Below are 15,299 nucleotides of genomic sequence, written 5' to 3'. Positions count from 1 at the left end.
GTAAACTTTTCCCGGCTTGGTGACGGACGCCGCCGTTAGCTCGGGCGACTTCCGTTTATCCCTAGAGAGCAGACTTGGTGCCAGGAGCGACATTTGCCGGGTACCTAATGTGAGGCCTTGCCAACACATGCCGAAACTAAGCGGATTACAATTCGGGCTCGCTGCCAAGCCGTATGCTGAGCCGACAATGTCACCTTGATCAGGACGCCGTTGCCGATAGAGTCACCAAACCAGCCGGTCACCTTAAAACCGGATCATAGGGAGGTGAGTTCAATGAGCGGATCCGTTACACGACGCACGATACTGGCCGGTGGTGCGGCCGGGATGCTGGCTGCCCCTTGGGTGGTCAGGGCACAGGCCAATACGTTGCGCATCGGAATGCAAAGTATCTTGTCGGGCCCGATCGCGCTCCTTGGCACCTCTTCACGCAACGCGCTGCTGATGGAGCAGGACCGGATCAATGCCGCCGGGGGCTTCCTCGGCCGGCAGATCGAATTTATCTTCCGCGATTCAAAGGGCCAGCCTCAGGAAGCCGCCCGTATAGCGCGCGAGCTAGTGAACACCACCGGCTGCGAGTTGCTCGTGGATGCCGAAGCCTCGTCCGCATCGTTCGCGGTGCAGGAAGTTGTGCGCGACCTCGGCGTGGCCTGCCTACACACCAACAGCGAGACCTCGTCGCTGACCGCCGATCCCAAGATCCGCGTGCCCACGGCTTTTCGCGTCGCGCGCCAGGGCGTACACGATGCGGTTGCCGGGAGCATCTATCTTGCCGAATACGCCAATGCCAAGAAGCTCAACAAATGGGCCACCTGCTCACCAGACTACGCCTACGGTCGCGATACTACTGCGCAATACCTGCAGTTTTTCAAGCAGTTCAAGCCGGACGTTGAGATCGTCACCGATGCGTGGCCGAAGCTCGGCCAGCCCGACTTTACAGAGGTCATTACCAAGCTGATCCAGGCCGCGCCGCAGGCCCTCTTTACGCTGCTCTACGCCGGCGACCTCTCGGCCTTCGTCAACCAGGGCAACATCTATGCGCTGTTCTCGAAGATGATGGTGGCTACGCCCAACGTCGATTATCCCGTACTGGCCGCCATCAAAAATCTACCGCCGGGCATTCAGTCCGCGACGCGTTACCTCGAAACCTTCCCCGACACCCCCGCCAACAAGGAATGGGGTCAAGCTTACCTCAAGAAGTGGAACGAGCGGCCGACCAACTGGTCATGGCAGAATTCGCTGGCGATGCACTTCTACGAAGAAGCAATCAAGAAGGCCAACTCGCTCGACGGCAAGGCGATCGCGGCGGCGCTTACGGGTATGAAGATCAACTCGCCGTTTGGCGCCGATGGTACGATCACCATGCGCGACGACCATACGACGATCGGCTACGCCATCGGCTGGGGCCAAACCACGCCGAAGGAGCCGTTTATCATCGATGTGAAGGCCGCCGACTGGGGCAAGATCATCGAGCTCGAGACAGATTGGAAGAAGCAGCAGAAATACATCTGAGCTTCGATGGACCTCAACGCGCTCGGCGCTTGCCTCATGACGTCAGCCTGCGTGGTCACCCAGACCACCAGCGGGCTGATCGTGGGCATGTTGCTGTTCCTTGTCGCCGCGGGCGTGACATTGATTTTCGGCGTGCTGAAGGTCGTGAACTTCGCGCACGGCACTTTCTATATGCTGGGCGGCTATGTCGCCTATTCCGCGCTCGGGGCAACCGACAGCTATACTCTTGCAGTGCTATCGGGAGCGCTAGCGATGGCGCTATTCGGCGTACTATTCGAGCGAGTGCTGATAAGTCGCGTGTACGGTTCCAATATGCTGATGCAGCTCCTGGTTTGTTACGCCGTCGTCTTGATCTTCGATGATCTCGTCAAGATCGTCTGGGGGCCAGAATTCCACGCGATGGGGATGCCGGCGGCTTTCCAAGTGCCGCCATTTTTCATCGCGGGCGGCGTGGTGCCACCCTTTTACGCTGTGCTGATCGGCATCGCCGCGCTGATCGCGATCCTTCTTGGCCTCGGTCTTTCCTTCACCCGGTTCGGCAAGACGGTTCGTGCCGCCGCAATCAACCCTCAGATGGTCTCGGCGCTTGGCGTGAACACAACGCTGCTGTTCGCGATTGTCTTTGCCCTCGGCGGCGGACTGGCCGGGCTGGCAGGCGCACTCGCGGCCCCCGTACGCTCGCTTTCGCCCGGCATGGGCTTCTCGGTGCTGATCGAAAGCTTCATTGTCACCGTGATTGGAGGCATGGGCTCGATTGCGGGAGCGCTGGTGTCGGCGTTGCTGATCGGCTTGGTCCGCGGCTTCGGCACAATCGGTTTTCCAAGGTTTACCGACGGCCTGATCTACATTGTGATGATTGGAATCCTGCTCTTGCGCCCGCAGGGCCTGTTCGGTCGCAGGACGTGAAGGGCCACCCCGCCCTTCGCGATGCGGCAATCGCCGCGATTGGCCTGATCGTCGTGTTGGCGATCCCCCTCCTCCATCGCAGCCCCTCGTTTGAGGATTTCGTCATTCGCCTGAGCGCCATGGCGCTGTTTGCGACCTCACTCAATCTGCTGATCGGGAATGCAGGCATGGTCTCGTTCGGCCATGGCATGTTCTATGGCCTCGCCGCCTACGTCTTCGGACTGACCATGCAGCTGACGGAGCTCTCGTTGCCGGTTGCCGCCGTGTTCGCTGTCCTACTCACAACTATTGCCGCTTTTTGCGTTGGCGCAATCTGCGTGCGCCTCAGCACGGACTACTTCGCCTTTATCACGCTTGCGGTGCAGATGCTGTTCTTTAGCGTCATTATATCGTGGCAGAGCCTCACCGGCGGCGATCAGGGCCTGCGCGGCGGTATCCCGCGGCGCGAGCTCTTCGGATTCGAGCTTGGCTCCCAACTTCATCTCTATCAATTCTGCGCTGTAGTCGCAGTGCTCGGACTGCTGGCCCTGCGACACATCTCGACGAGCCCGTTTGGCCAGACGCTTCGCATGATCCGCGATAACGAGATCCGCGCAAGCTTTCTAGGAATCGTTCTGTGGCGGGCCAGGCTGTTGGCCTTTACGATCGCCGGGGCGTTCGCGGGATTGGGCGGCGTGCTGGCAGCGCTCTTCGTCTCGGGCGCCTATCCAGAACTCGCCGACTGGCCGAATTCCGGCCAGGCGATCTTTGCCGTCATGCTCGGCGGCATCAACAGCTTCCTGGGACCCGTTCTGGGCGCGATGATACTACTTGCGCTGAACGATGTGGTGACACGCTTCACCGAATATCATGGACTGGTTCTGGGACTCGTAATCCTGACTTTCACGCTCGGGCTGCGCCGCGGCGTGCTCGATTTTCTTAGACTGACCTGGCCCGGACGCAAGCGATGAAACTGGAGATCAAAAATCTCACGAAAACGTTCGGCGGGGTTCGCGCCATCGATGACTTATCGTTGGATTTTTCATCTGGATCGCTTTCGGCGGTGATCGGTCCGAACGGGGCCGGCAAAACTACCTTCTTCAATTTAGTCAGTGGCGCATTCTCAGCCGATTCTGGCCACGTGTTGCTTGAGGGTGCAGACGTCGTTCGACTTTCGAAAGGCAAACGGATGCAACTCGGCATCGGGCGGGCTTTTCAGGTCGCAAGCTGCTTTCCGACTATGACGGTGGCGGAGAACCTGATGGCTGCGGTCACCGCACACGCCGGCCAGTGGGGCAATCTCTCCCGCCGCTTTCCGCCACCCGGCATGCGCGAGCGAGCCGAAGAGGTAATGGAGCTGGTTGCCCTGACGCACGTGCGGAACGTTGAGGCGGCGATACTCTCCCACGGCGACCAAAAGCTGCTCGATATTGCGATTGCGCTTGCGCTCAATCCGAGCGTCCTTCTCCTTGACGAGCCCACAGCGGGCATGGGTCCTGAAGAGCGCTGGCGCATGATCGAGCGGGTGCGCGGTTTGTGGGAGCAACGCAAGCTCACGCTTGTCTTCATCGAGCACGACATGGACATCGTATTCAAGATTGCGAGCACAATTCGCGTGCTGTGCTACGGCCGCCTGCTCGCCGAAGGCACGCCGGACGAGATTCGCAACAACCAGGCGGTCATTGATGCCTATCTCGGCGCGGAGGCGGCATGACTGATCTCCTATGGACCGAAAGAGTGAGCACCTTCTATGGCGCAAGCCAGATCTTGTACGATATCGATCTTGCGTTACAGGAAAACCGCACCGTGGCGCTGCTCGGGCGGAATGGCGCGGGTAAGAGCACGACAATGAAGATGCTTGCGGGAATCCTCCCAGCGCGACGGGGCCGGATCTTCTTTGCGGGCCGCGATATCACCGAAGCGCCGCCGCACGCGCGCGCGCAACTCGGCCTCGCCTACGTGCCCGAGGATCGCCAAGTATTTCCGGAACACAGCGTAGAAGATAATCTTCTGATCGCGGCTAAACGCGGTCCCGACGGCCGACAAGAATGGATCCTGGCGCGCATCTGGGACACCTTTCCGCTGCTCGCAAATTTGCGGTCGCGCCAAGCGGGCCGCCTGTCCGGGGGGGAGCAACAGCTCTTGGTTATCGCACGCGCCTTGATGGGCAATCCTTTGGTTTTGCTGCTCGACGAACCGAGCGAGGGTCTGGCGCCCGTCGTGGTCGCCGTGATCGGCAAGGTCCTAAGGGAACTGGGCGCGAGTGGCGCCACGATCCTGCTCGCCGAGCAGAATATGCATTTCTGCCTGCGGATTGCCGAGGAGGCCCTTGTCATCGACAAGGGAAAGGTCGTGCATCGTCAGGATACGGTGGGCCTTGCTGCCAATGAAGACATCCGCCGGCGGTATCTTGCAATGTAGCGCTGATCGGAGTCAGCGTTGACACGAGTCATCTCTGCCAGGGCATCCATCGCGATGTCCTTCCTAAGCGAACTCCATGTGCGCATTGATCCTGCAGGAGGCGCCCGTCGCGCGTGCTCCGCTGGTAGATCGAAACGAATACAGGTGCGGCGGCACGGCGCCGCGAATTGGCTCAGGAAATCGCCGGCATTAAATACTACGGGGTCGCTCTGGGAACGAACTCCTTTCAATTCGATGAAAGTGACGTCTTTAATTGTGAACACTCAGTACGGAGGAGTTCACATGCGATCCGACCGGTTGGTTCTGGTTTTCATAGATCGTAAAAGGGGCGGGACTCAATCCGACACCCGTTCAAAATTCCGCTCACACCGCCGTCGGAGCAGGAGCATCCCGCAGCGCGTGCTGGCGCGACTGGATGGCACGACACTCTTGGTCGGGCATTCTTTCTCCGCTATGATCGTGCAATAAGCGGGTATGCATCCGTACGTCTTCGCCGTTTCCGCGCGGGCGCCGGATGCGGGCGAGGATTAGACGAACGTTGGCCTCCTTTTCAGCGCCGGAGATCAAAGGGCCGCTTCCGGACTCCAGGACAGAAGGCTGGCTAAATGGAAATCGCGTTAGAACACCTCGTGGATCGATAGGTGCGCCTTGCCCCCTGCGATCGGCTTCACCTATTTGCGCCGCTTCATGTGCTGACCGACTATGTGCGGCCAGGTTGCGTTCGCAGCAAAGCGGTAAATAGAGGAGGTTCACGTGCGCGCAGCGAATTTATCGGAATCCATCGCTTGGCACATGTCTCGCCGCTTCCGTTGCCTGCGCGACCTGGCGATGCTGGCTATTCCCCTTTCGTTTGCGCTGACAGCGTGTGGGGAAAAGCCGCCGCAGCAAGCAGTGGCTTCCGCACCACCCACGGTCACAGTTGCACAGCCGGCAAAACGCACGGTCACGGATTGGGACGAGTTCACCGGCCGATTTCAGGCGGTAGAGGAGGTTCAGGTTCGCGCGCGGGTCGGCGGATTCGTTACGAATGTCGAATTTCGCGACGGTGCCTTCGTCAATGCCGGCGATCTTTTGTACGTCATCGATTCCCGTCCCTTTGAAGCAGTCGCATTGCAGGCGGACGGGCAACTCTCGGACGCACGCGCAAAAGCGGAACTTGCCAAGCGTGAACTCGATCGCGCGCTGACCTTGAATGTAACTCAAGCGGTCTCGGACGCAATTGTCGATCAGCGTCGCCAAGCTCTGCAGGCGGCAAAGGCCGCGGAGATGCAGGCCGAAGGCGCGTTAAAGGCAGCCCAGCTCAACATCGAATTCACCCATGTCCTTGCGCCGATCGGCGGAAGGGTCAGCCGTCATCTCGTTAGCGTCGGCAATCTGGTGCAAGGCAGCGAGGGCGGCTCGACGCTGTTAACTTCGATCGTCTCGCTCGACCCGATCCACATTTACTTTGATACGGATGAGCCGACCTATCTGAAATACAACCGGCTTTGGTTCGAGGGCAAGCGTCCGAGTTCGCGCGACAATCCTAATCCCGTGGAGGTGACCCTGACCGGGGAAACCAAACCGTCTCATCACGGAACGGTGGACTTCCTCGATAACCGCCTAGATCTCTCTACCGGGACCCTGCGCGGGCGCGCCGTAGTTCCGAACAAGGACTTTTCGATTCTGCCGGGACAGTTCGGTCGCGTGCGATTGATCGGAAGTGCGCCGTACGAAGCGCTGCTGCTGCCTGATACCGCCATCGCAACCGATCAGTCGCGCAAGATCGTGTTCGTGGTCAGGCAGGACGATACAGTCGAGGCGCGGCCGGTCGTGCTCGGACCTCTCGACGGGGGCTTGCGCGTGATCCGAGAAGGATTGAAGCCGGAAGACCGAGTGATCGTTGAGGGCATTCAGCGGGCCCGCATCGGCGCCAAGGTGAGCCCGCACGCCGCGGCGACCGGAGGCAAGACATGAACCTCGGCCAGCTCTCCATTAATCGGCCGATTCTGGCGATGGTGATGTCCATCGTGTTGTTGATCGTGGGCGCTATTGCCTACACCACGCTCCCAGTCGCGGAATATCCGCAAGTCGTTCCACCAACTGTTGTGGTCACGACGCAGTATCCGGGCGCGTCGGCGCAAACCGTCTCGGATACCGTCGCTGCCCCAATAGAGCAGCAGATCAACGGCGTCGACGACATGCTCTATCTCTACAGCCAAGCGACCTCAAACGGCCAGCTAACGATCACAGTCACGTTCAAGCTCGGGACCGATCTGGATAAGGCGCAGGTACTGGTTCAGAACCGGGTCGCGATTGCCCAGCCCCAGTTGCCGGAAGAGGTGCAGCGCAACGGCGTCGTCACCCGCAAAAACAGCCCGGACATATTGATGGTCATATTCATGCTGTCGCCCGACGACAGCTTCGACCAGCTGTATATCAGCAATTACGCTCTGCTGCAGGTTCGCGACCAGCTGCTTCGGCTGGACGGCATTGGTGATATCCAGATTTTCGGCGCGCGCGATTACTCCATGCGTCTGTGGCTCGATCCCGACAAAATCTCTACGCTTGGATTGACCGCGGGCGACGTTCTGGCGGCGATCAGGGCCCAGAACCTGCAAATTACCGGTGGCCGGCTCGCCGCCCCGCCAATCGCTGACAGGGCGTTTCAACCCAACCTCACCTTCACCGGGCGCTTAAAGGATATCAAGCAATTCGAAGACATCGTCGTCAAAGCTGGCGAAGACGGACGCACCGTGCGGCTCAGGGATGTTGCCCGAGTTGAATTGGGGGCATTGGATTACACGACCAACAGCTTCCTGCTTCGGAAAACCGCGGTCGCGATGCTGGTGACCCAGCGGCCCGGCTCGAACGCGCTTGCCACCGAAAAGAATATTTCTAATGCCATGGCCAGGCTAAAGGCCGATTTTCCCAAAGGGCTCGACTACAACATCGGCTACAATCCAACCGAGTTCATCGCGCAATCCGTCCACGAGCTGATCAAGACGATCTATGAGGCGATGTTGCTGGTCGTCATTGTCGTCTTGGTGTTCCTGCAGGGCTGGCGTCCCGCTATCATTCCGATCCTGGCGATCCCGGTATCCCTAGTTGGGACCTTCGCCGTGATGGCCGCGCTCGGTTTTGCGGTCAATGATCTGACCCTGTTCGGCCTCGTTCTCGCGGTCGGCATCGTGGTCGATGACGCGATCGTCGTCGTCGAGAATGTCGAGCGCCATCTTCGCGATGGCATGAGCCGGCGCGACGCGGCGCTAAAGACCATGGAGGAAGTCGGCGGCGCGCTGGTCTCGATCGCGCTGGTGCTGTGCGCGGTATTCGTCCCGACAGCGTTTCTCGGCGGCATCTCCGGCCAGTTCTTTCAGCAATTTGCCATCACCATCGCCGTGGCGACCGCGATTTCCTGCTTCTGTTCGCTGACGCTTTCGCCCGCGCTAGCTTCCCAAATCCTGCAGCCGCATCAAGAGAAACGGCCGCCGTCGAACTGGAATTTCATCGCGCGGGCCTGGAACGCATTTACCGGATTCTTCAATCGCGGCTTTGACCGCCTGTCCCACTTCTATGCCGGGGCCGCTGATTTTGTCATCCGTCATTCACTCGTGATGTTGTTGGTCTACGTCGGGTTAATTGGCAGCGCGGGCTGGCTGCTTGCCACTACTCCGCAGGGCTTTATCCCCGCGCAGGATCGCGGCTATGTCATCATTTCCGCGCAGCTGCCGGGAGCGGCCTCGCTGGCACGAACCACCGAAATCGTCCGCCAGATCGAAAACATCGCCCTCAATACTCCGGGCATCGTTCGCGTGGCGGCGTTCGCTGGACTATCCGGGGCTACGCGTACCCAGGCCAGCAATGCCGCGGCGTTGTTTCCGGTGTTCGAGGAGCCCGAAATTCGCTTGAAGAAGGGTCTCACATCAAACGCGATCACAGCGGACCTGCGCAGGCGTTTGGCCGCCCTTGAGGGCGCGTTCATTATTGTCATTCCGCCCCCCGCGGTCCCCGGCATCGGCACCGGAGGCGGTTTTGCCATGCGAATTCAGGATCGCGGCGGACGCGGTCCCGAGTTGATGGCGGCGGCCACCGACGAACTCGTCGCGGCAGCCCGCAAGGCGCCCGGCCTCACGTCGGTGTTTTCTCCATTCAGCGCGAATACGCCACAGGTGTTCGTCGATATCGATCGCGTCAAGGCGCAGAAGCTCGGGGTACCGATCCAGAATGTGACCGACGCAATCGAGACCTATTTCGGCTCCGCTTACGTGAATGATTTCAATATCCTCGGTCGCACCTATCACGTCACCGCGCAGGCGGATCTGCCGTTCCGTAAAGAGACCGCCGACCTCGCTCGGCTGCGCACCCGCAATGCCGCCGGCGACATGGTGCAGCTCGGCAACGTCGTCGATTTCCGCGACGTCTCGGGACCAGACCGCGTGGCGCGCTATAATCTCTATCCGAGCGCGGAATTGCAGGGCGACACCACGCCCGGCACCAGTTCGGCGACGGCAATCGATACTATGAAACGGTTGGCCGCCGAGACGCTGCCGAGCGGATTTTCTTTCGAGTGGACCGATCTGTCGTATCAGCAGGTCAGCGGCGGCAACTCCGGCCTGCTGGTATTTCCAATCTGCGTGTTGTTCGTGTTCCTGGTGTTGGCAGCGCAATACGGAAGTTGGAGCCTGCCGTTTGCGGTAATCCTGATTGTGCCGATGTGCCTGTTGGCCGCCACCATAGGAGTCCGGATCATGGGGCAGGACGTCAACATCCTGACGCAGATCGGCTTCGTCGTTCTCGTCGGCCTCGCCGCGAAAAATGCTATTTTGATCGTCGAGTTCGCCCGCGACATTGAGCTTGCGGGACAGAGCCGTCTAGACGCAGTTATCGAAGCTTGCCGATTGAGGCTGAGACCGATCTTGATGACTTCTTTTGCGTTCATTCTCGGCGTGCTGCCGCTCGTGATTTCAACTGGCTCCGGATCGGAAATGCGTCAGGCGGTGGGCGTCGCTGTGTTCTTTGGCATGCTCGGCGTCACCATGTTCGGCCTAATCTTCACACCGATCTTCTACATGATCGTACGCAATTTGGCAGATCGATCGCGGCCAAAGCCTCCCCTAAAGAAGCAAGTGAGCTCCGGCTAGTGCTCCGACAACCGGCGACTCTGACCCGCGACAATGAGCCAGAGCCCCGGCTCCGATAGCATCACTTTCCCTCCGCTTCCGCCCGAGCTCTCCAGGCAGAGTGACGGGCGTTTCTCTCTGCAAGTCTTGCACTGACGCTGTGCCGACCTCTACGACCTCAGGCCGAACCGGCGAATGAAGCTCGGGCCGGACCGCGGCTGGTTCGATCAGTAAATCCGTCTGACATTGCCATTTGTGCCAAACAGCACAGTTCGCCTATTTTAATAGGTCAGGGCGAGCAGTCGTTGCACGATTGCGCCTAAGCAAACCAGCACGACGAGCAATTTGAGGAGGTTTGCGAGTCGGCGATCGTTGGCAAACTTTTCGATGGCCCAAAAACAAATTGCGCCGACAACAACAATGACCAGAACCCCGATCAGAACTGAAATGCTTGCCATGTGATCCCCGGGATCTGGGCGTGTTAGTGGCGAGCATCGTCCGAGGACGCCTGTACGTCAAGGACGACAACTAGCTGGCACCAGTCATGACGTTGATTGAATCTAGCGATTTGCGGTCGCCCCGCCAAAGCTCTATGTCGTAACGGTCCACGACTTGCCTGGTATACTCTTTGAGGCCCTCAAACTTGCGATTCAATCTAGAACTTGAGCTCTAGCAAAAGCCAGTCACCGACGCTCGCTGCGATTAGGGAACGATCGACTCGGGCCGGAGTCGAGTCTGTGCTTCTGGCCTTTGACAGCCCCCGGTCGTCGGCTGTAACCGCTAAGGTTGGCGGCCCTGGCGCGTCCCCACGCGCGGGGCCGTTTCCTTTTCCGCCGGTGCCACGCGAGCTTAATCAAGAATAGCGTTTTGCGGTGCGGCTACCTGGCGGGCCGCGCGCTATCTGACAATCAGTCTCGTTCTCAAGTAAAAAGAGGCCGCCCACTGAGGTGGCCTTACTTACGATTCTTAATGAAGTGATCAATCTCGGTCTGTGCAATTTTGATTGCGAAGGCTCGGCCAGATCGTGTTTCGCCGGATTTGTTTTTTCCATCGGCAAAATTCGATTTCGCATCGCCAACCACCAAAGCAGTTGCACGATGGTGTATTCCACCCCCTGTAGATAAGAACCGCTCTAGAGCGACAGTTCGAGTGAGCGTCGGTACATTTTGTGCAGTATGCAAACTAGGCCATCTGACCGGTCGTCATAGCTCCGGTCACCTTTGCTGATCACCAACTGCATGTGCGTGTCCCGCGGTGTCCAGGTCAATGCGCGGCCCAGAGGCCGCACGCCCTGGCAGGACGCCCCCGTGGAGCGCGATGCCCGACCAAGTGATGCGTTGCATGTGAGGCATGTACGCATCGTCATACAGATTGGAGTAGTGGTCCGCCTGTTTCTGGATGATGCTAAAGATTCCGGCGGGCGTCTCGCGTCCCCGTTGACCGCTTGAGACCGGCGCGCGAACAATTGCCGTTGGCGCCATACACGCTGATACGCTGCTGGTAGAGCGCAACGATTGCCATGATCGGCTCTTCCGACATGCCCACTCAGTGGGTGCGACCAAGCGCTCGCTTCGATTATCCGTCGCACTCGCATGATTATTGGCGCCGATAAAGCCGGCCAGAGCCGTGACGGCAAGCAGCGCCCGCGGCTGACTCATTAGCTTGCCCTTTTTAAGCAGGACGTGTTGAAAGGAGGCATCGGCGTGGCAAGTTGTCACTCAATCAGCAATAACCCGCGTTTCTTATTGCCATCGAGCGTATTTACGGCGGCGAACAGTCGCGTGCGCTCAACGAGCCAGGGTTGATAACTGTTATTGACGTCAAGGATGAACACTAGATCCTCGGTTTCTAGATAGCCACCTATTGGCGAATGGTGTCCGTGGCCAGCCCCAAATATTTGCTCGCGACTGAAGTTCACGATGTATCGTCGACTAGGATCATTAGAGCGGCGCACATGGTCCCGAAACTGTTCTTCGCTTAGATCGCGTAGGACGGTAACTTTCCGGCTCGTGTTGGCCCGTGCGACATCGGCCAGTTCGTCAAGCGTTAGGCCTAGGATGCAGAGACCTGTCCAGCACCGGCCCGTACCAGCCAGCACCTCGCCCTCTGTGCTTGTCGCCTCCCCCAGCGACCGATACACGTTGGCTACGGCGGCGGGCCCACAACGCGACGCATTTGACTGCCAGGTAAGTTGCCCGTTGAATGTGGCCGCCACCGGCAAGCGCCAGGCGCGCTCCATAAGCTCCGGTGTACGTACTACCGAGGACGCGATGGCCTGAGGCGACACCTTGGATTGGTTGACAACTACCAGAGTCCCCGCGCCGAGCAGGCCTGCAGCAGCAATAATACTGACAATACGTAGATAGTGTTTGCGCTTCATCGTCTGAACCTTCATCGGAAGTCATGACCCAATGGCCCAACCGCGTCTCCGAACGGTCTATGGTCTAATTAGCCGCGCACGCCCGTTTCAGGGGTCATTCGCGTCATTTTGCCAGCTCCGCACCACGTGTCCGGTTTACTCCGGCTAGTAACCGATCGGCCGACATCACATGAGGTTCCGAGAAGCGGGGTCAAGCAACTGCGGAAAACGGGCTGCTATCCCTTACTCAATCACCTCATCAGCGCGGGTGAGCAGCAAGGGTGGCACATCGAGACCGAGCGCTTTTGCCGCTTTTAGATTGATCATCAGTCTGAACTTGACAGGCTCTTGTACGGGAAGCTGTTCCGGTTTGGCCCCTTTCAAAATCCGATCCACGTATGTAGCAAGTCGAGGTTCGAGGGGATCATCGATGTTGTACGACATCAGGCCGCCAGTGATGACAAATTGAGGCACGAAATACATCGCGGGCACCTTGTGCCGGGCAGCAACCGCAATGATCAGTTCACGTTGACTCGCAACGAAGTAGTCTGGAGTCACAACGAAACCGCTAGGCGGCTGGCCTTCCAGTCGCGAAATGACGCGCTCAATTTCCGCGGCATTGCGAACAGGTGCCATCACAGGTGTGATCGCAAGCGACACGGCCGCGGCTTCGAACGGACGCATATAGTAGCTTCCACGGCCGGGGGCTGCATCAGGATTGAACAGGAGCGCGACCCGAGTAATTGCGGGCGACATTTCCTTGAGGAGTTCGGGCCATTTGCTTACGAGGTCCTTGCCTCCATAAGCAAAACCCGTGGCATTGCCGCTAGGGCGTGCATAACTTTGGACGAAGCCGCTGCCAACCGGGTCCGATACAAGGCCGAAGACAACTGGGATCGTGCGAGTTTCGCCGAGTACTGCAGCAACCAACGGGGTATTAACAGCAACGATCAAGTCTGGATGAAGGTCTACTGACTCCTTTGCCAATTTCCGCAACCGGCCAAAATCTCCCCCCGCGTCGTGATACTCGACTCGGATGTTCGAGCCGTCAATCCAGCCTAAATGCCTGAGGGCCTGAGCGAAATCCTTGCGAGATATTGGATTGAAGATGCTGTCCTTCGTTTCGCCGTACGGGCTCAACACAACAATGAACGGAGAACGCGTTGCCTGGGCCAAAGCCGTGCGGCGGCTATCAAGTGCTGCGAGGACTAACAGCGCGATGAACTCCCGCCGCCTCATTCGATCACCTGTCGGCGTGAGCAGGCAAACTAGCATGTTCTAGGGCCGGTAGTGAACGGAGCTGACGTCCGCCTACGGTCAAAAACGGAAGCGTCGTCGCCTCATATCACTTCCGCTTTGCCGCCGATGACGGACATTGCTACCCGTACTCGGCAGGTCCGCTAAGGGCCACAAGCAGACATCGCCTACTCAATCACCTCGTCGGCGCGGGCGAGCAGCGTGGGCGGCACGGTCAGCCCCAGTGCATTCGCAGTCTTCAGGTTGAGCACCAGTTCAAACTTGGTCGGCTGGATAACCGGTAGATCGGCTGGTTTCTCACCCTTCAGGATGCGCGCCACGTAGGTCGCGGCTCGACGAAAGGAGTCCTCGAAGCTGGACGCGTAACTGATGAGGCCACCTGCCAAAACGAACTCGCGCGCGTAGTACATGGTCGGCATCAAATACTGAACTGCCAACGCGACGAGCTGGCTGCCATGGCTCATGAAAAATGGATCGGCGCTCACCACCAGCGCGTCGTTCTGCTGTCGTAGCCTCCGGAAGACGTTGTTAAAATCGCCTTCAGCGCTCGCTTGCCACGCATCGAAGCGCAGTCCGAGCGCTCTTGTTGCCTCTTCCATTTCCTTCGTCTGCGGCGCGGCATTCGGGTTGTGGGGGTTCACGAGCAGTCCTACTGAAACGATTTTGGGTGCGAGGTCGCGTAGCAATTCTAGCCGTTTCGAGCCCAATTCGACCGAGAGGAACGTAGCGCCGGTGGCATTGCCGCTGGGCCGATTAAGGCTGGTGACCAGTCCGGTCCCAACCGGATCACTACCTACGGCGAATACGATTGGAATATTTACGGTCGCTGCTTTGGCCGCGAGCGCAGCGGGAATTGGAGTTGCGAAAATCACAGACACTCGTCGATTTGCCAGCTCGGCTGCCATGGTCGGTAGTGTCTCGTAATGACCTTCTTCGGCCCAACGATATTCAATGTTGATGTTGCGCCCCTCTCGAAAACCTGCCTCCTCAAGGCCCTCGCGGAATGCCTCGGTAAGTTTGCGGTTTGTCTCCGGTGAGAAGCTGCTCAGATAACCGACCACGGGCATGCCACCCTGTGCGCGCGTCGCCAGCGGCCATGTCACCGTGCCGCCGAGCAGACCGATGAAGTCGCGGCGCTTCATCATTCGATCACCTCGCCGCCACGTCTTTGATCGTGGTGGCCTTGGGCCTCAGGCTTCTGACTGAAAGGATAGCACACCTCGATTTTGGGCAGGAGCGTGCTGCGCTGCGGGATTTCGTCCCAGCGTAGGACCGCCTCGGGTCATCTGCAGATTTCGCAGAGCGCTTACAGAACGTCTGCTTCACGACCGAAAGGAGACATTCAGCTGCGCTTACCGCTCTGAGACTGTGCTCATGGTTCTTGTAAAAACGGCAACCGAGAACTGCGTCCACCCCACACAGTGCAGGTCGAACCCGGTCTCCGGTCCGCGTCTCCCAAAAACGGGAATATTTCAATCAGTGGCCGGAGACTATCGCCGATTTCCCTCGGAGATTGTGCAAATTAGGAGCATAGAGGACGCAACTAAAATCTGCAAAAACCCCCGTTCTGCGGGCGCTTCTTTGATTTCAGACGCAACAATCTCCAGTTGAGTGAGTGCCTGGCTGGGGCGGGAGGATTCGAACCTCCGCATGGCGGAATCAAAATCCGCTGCCTTACCACTTGGCTACGCCCCAAAACGAGGTCGAAATATTGACCGGCGGCAACATAGCGATGCCAACCTGATGGATCAATGTTCGTAGTATTG

The 15,299-nt window shown here is 58.8% G+C and carries 11 protein-coding genes, 1 tRNA gene and 1 pseudogene; 7 read left to right on the top strand and 6 right to left on the bottom strand.

All coding sequences use genetic code 11. The features are described 5' to 3' along the window. The first annotated feature begins 273 nt into the window (after positions 1 to 273). The 7 genes from VJV58_RS07250 (at position 274) to VJV58_RS07220 (ending at position 9,938) form a co-directional block, all read left to right on the top strand. Positions 274 to 1,509: an ABC transporter substrate-binding protein gene (locus tag VJV58_RS07250; RefSeq protein ID WP_324136656.1), complete on the top strand. Its 1,236-nt coding sequence runs from the start codon at positions 274 to 276 to the stop codon at positions 1,507 to 1,509. A 6-nt stretch (positions 1,510 to 1,515) separates the two neighbouring features. Next, a complete protein-coding gene (locus VJV58_RS07245) occupies positions 1,516 to 2,415 on the top strand; it encodes a branched-chain amino acid ABC transporter permease (RefSeq protein WP_324136655.1) in 900 nt (299 codons plus the stop codon). Continuing rightward, entirely contained in the window at positions 2,412 to 3,365 is a 954-nt protein-coding gene (locus VJV58_RS07240; RefSeq protein ID WP_324136654.1) for a branched-chain amino acid ABC transporter permease, read from the top strand. Before VJV58_RS07245 ends, VJV58_RS07240 begins: the two co-directional genes overlap by 4 nt. Continuing rightward, positions 3,362 to 4,108 carry an ABC transporter ATP-binding protein gene (locus tag VJV58_RS07235; protein ID WP_324136653.1) on the top strand — a complete coding sequence of 249 codons (747 nt, stop codon included), beginning with the start codon at positions 3,362 to 3,364 and terminating at the stop codon, positions 4,106 to 4,108. The genes VJV58_RS07240 and VJV58_RS07235 overlap by 4 nt, the downstream gene beginning before the upstream one ends. Beyond that, positions 4,105 to 4,815: an ABC transporter ATP-binding protein gene (locus VJV58_RS07230; RefSeq protein WP_324136652.1), complete on the top strand. Its 711-nt coding sequence runs from the start codon at positions 4,105 to 4,107 to the stop codon at positions 4,813 to 4,815. Before VJV58_RS07235 ends, VJV58_RS07230 begins: the two co-directional genes overlap by 4 nt. Before the next feature lie 792 nt (positions 4,816 to 5,607). Continuing rightward, positions 5,608 to 6,771 carry an efflux RND transporter periplasmic adaptor subunit gene (locus VJV58_RS07225; RefSeq protein ID WP_324136671.1) on the top strand — a complete coding sequence of 388 codons (1,164 nt, stop codon included), beginning with the start codon at positions 5,608 to 5,610 and terminating at the stop codon, positions 6,769 to 6,771. Continuing rightward, a complete protein-coding gene (locus tag VJV58_RS07220) occupies positions 6,768 to 9,938 on the top strand; it encodes a multidrug efflux RND transporter permease subunit (protein WP_324136651.1) in 3,171 nt (1,056 codons plus the stop codon). The genes VJV58_RS07225 and VJV58_RS07220 overlap by 4 nt, the downstream gene beginning before the upstream one ends. Before the next feature lie 260 nt (positions 9,939 to 10,198). Here VJV58_RS07220 and VJV58_RS07215 read toward each other — a convergent pair whose 3' ends face one another. The 6 genes and pseudogenes from VJV58_RS07215 to VJV58_RS07190 all read right to left on the bottom strand — a co-directional run bounded on the left by VJV58_RS07215 (position 10,199) and on the right by VJV58_RS07190 (position 15,228). Then, entirely contained in the window at positions 10,199 to 10,375 is a 177-nt protein-coding gene (locus tag VJV58_RS07215; RefSeq protein WP_324136650.1) for a hypothetical protein, read from the bottom strand. 819 nt (positions 10,376 to 11,194) lie between these two features. Then, positions 11,195 to 11,447, bottom strand: a pseudogene (locus tag VJV58_RS07210) (L,D-transpeptidase family protein); the annotation flags it as partial. A gap of 184 nt (positions 11,448 to 11,631) precedes the next feature. Then, positions 11,632 to 12,297, bottom strand: coding sequence for a phytochelatin synthase family protein (locus VJV58_RS07205; protein ID WP_324136670.1), 666 nt, complete (start codon positions 12,295 to 12,297; stop codon positions 11,632 to 11,634). 222 nt (positions 12,298 to 12,519) lie between these two features. After that, positions 12,520 to 13,515 (bottom strand): ABC transporter substrate-binding protein, encoded by a 996-nt coding sequence (locus VJV58_RS07200; protein WP_324136649.1) that lies wholly within the window; start codon positions 13,513 to 13,515, stop codon positions 12,520 to 12,522. Between the two features lie 185 nt (positions 13,516 to 13,700). Further along, entirely contained in the window at positions 13,701 to 14,678 is a 978-nt protein-coding gene (locus tag VJV58_RS07195; RefSeq protein WP_324136648.1) for an ABC transporter substrate-binding protein, read from the bottom strand. A gap of 475 nt (positions 14,679 to 15,153) precedes the next feature. Further along, positions 15,154 to 15,228 (bottom strand) — tRNA-Gln (locus VJV58_RS07190). Between the last annotated feature and the right edge of the window lie 71 nt (positions 15,229 to 15,299).

Source organism: Bradyrhizobium sp. (assembly GCF_035273305.1).
GTDB lineage: Bacteria > Pseudomonadota > Alphaproteobacteria > Rhizobiales > Xanthobacteraceae > Bradyrhizobium.
This window is presented reverse-complemented; position numbering and strand designations above follow the sequence as displayed.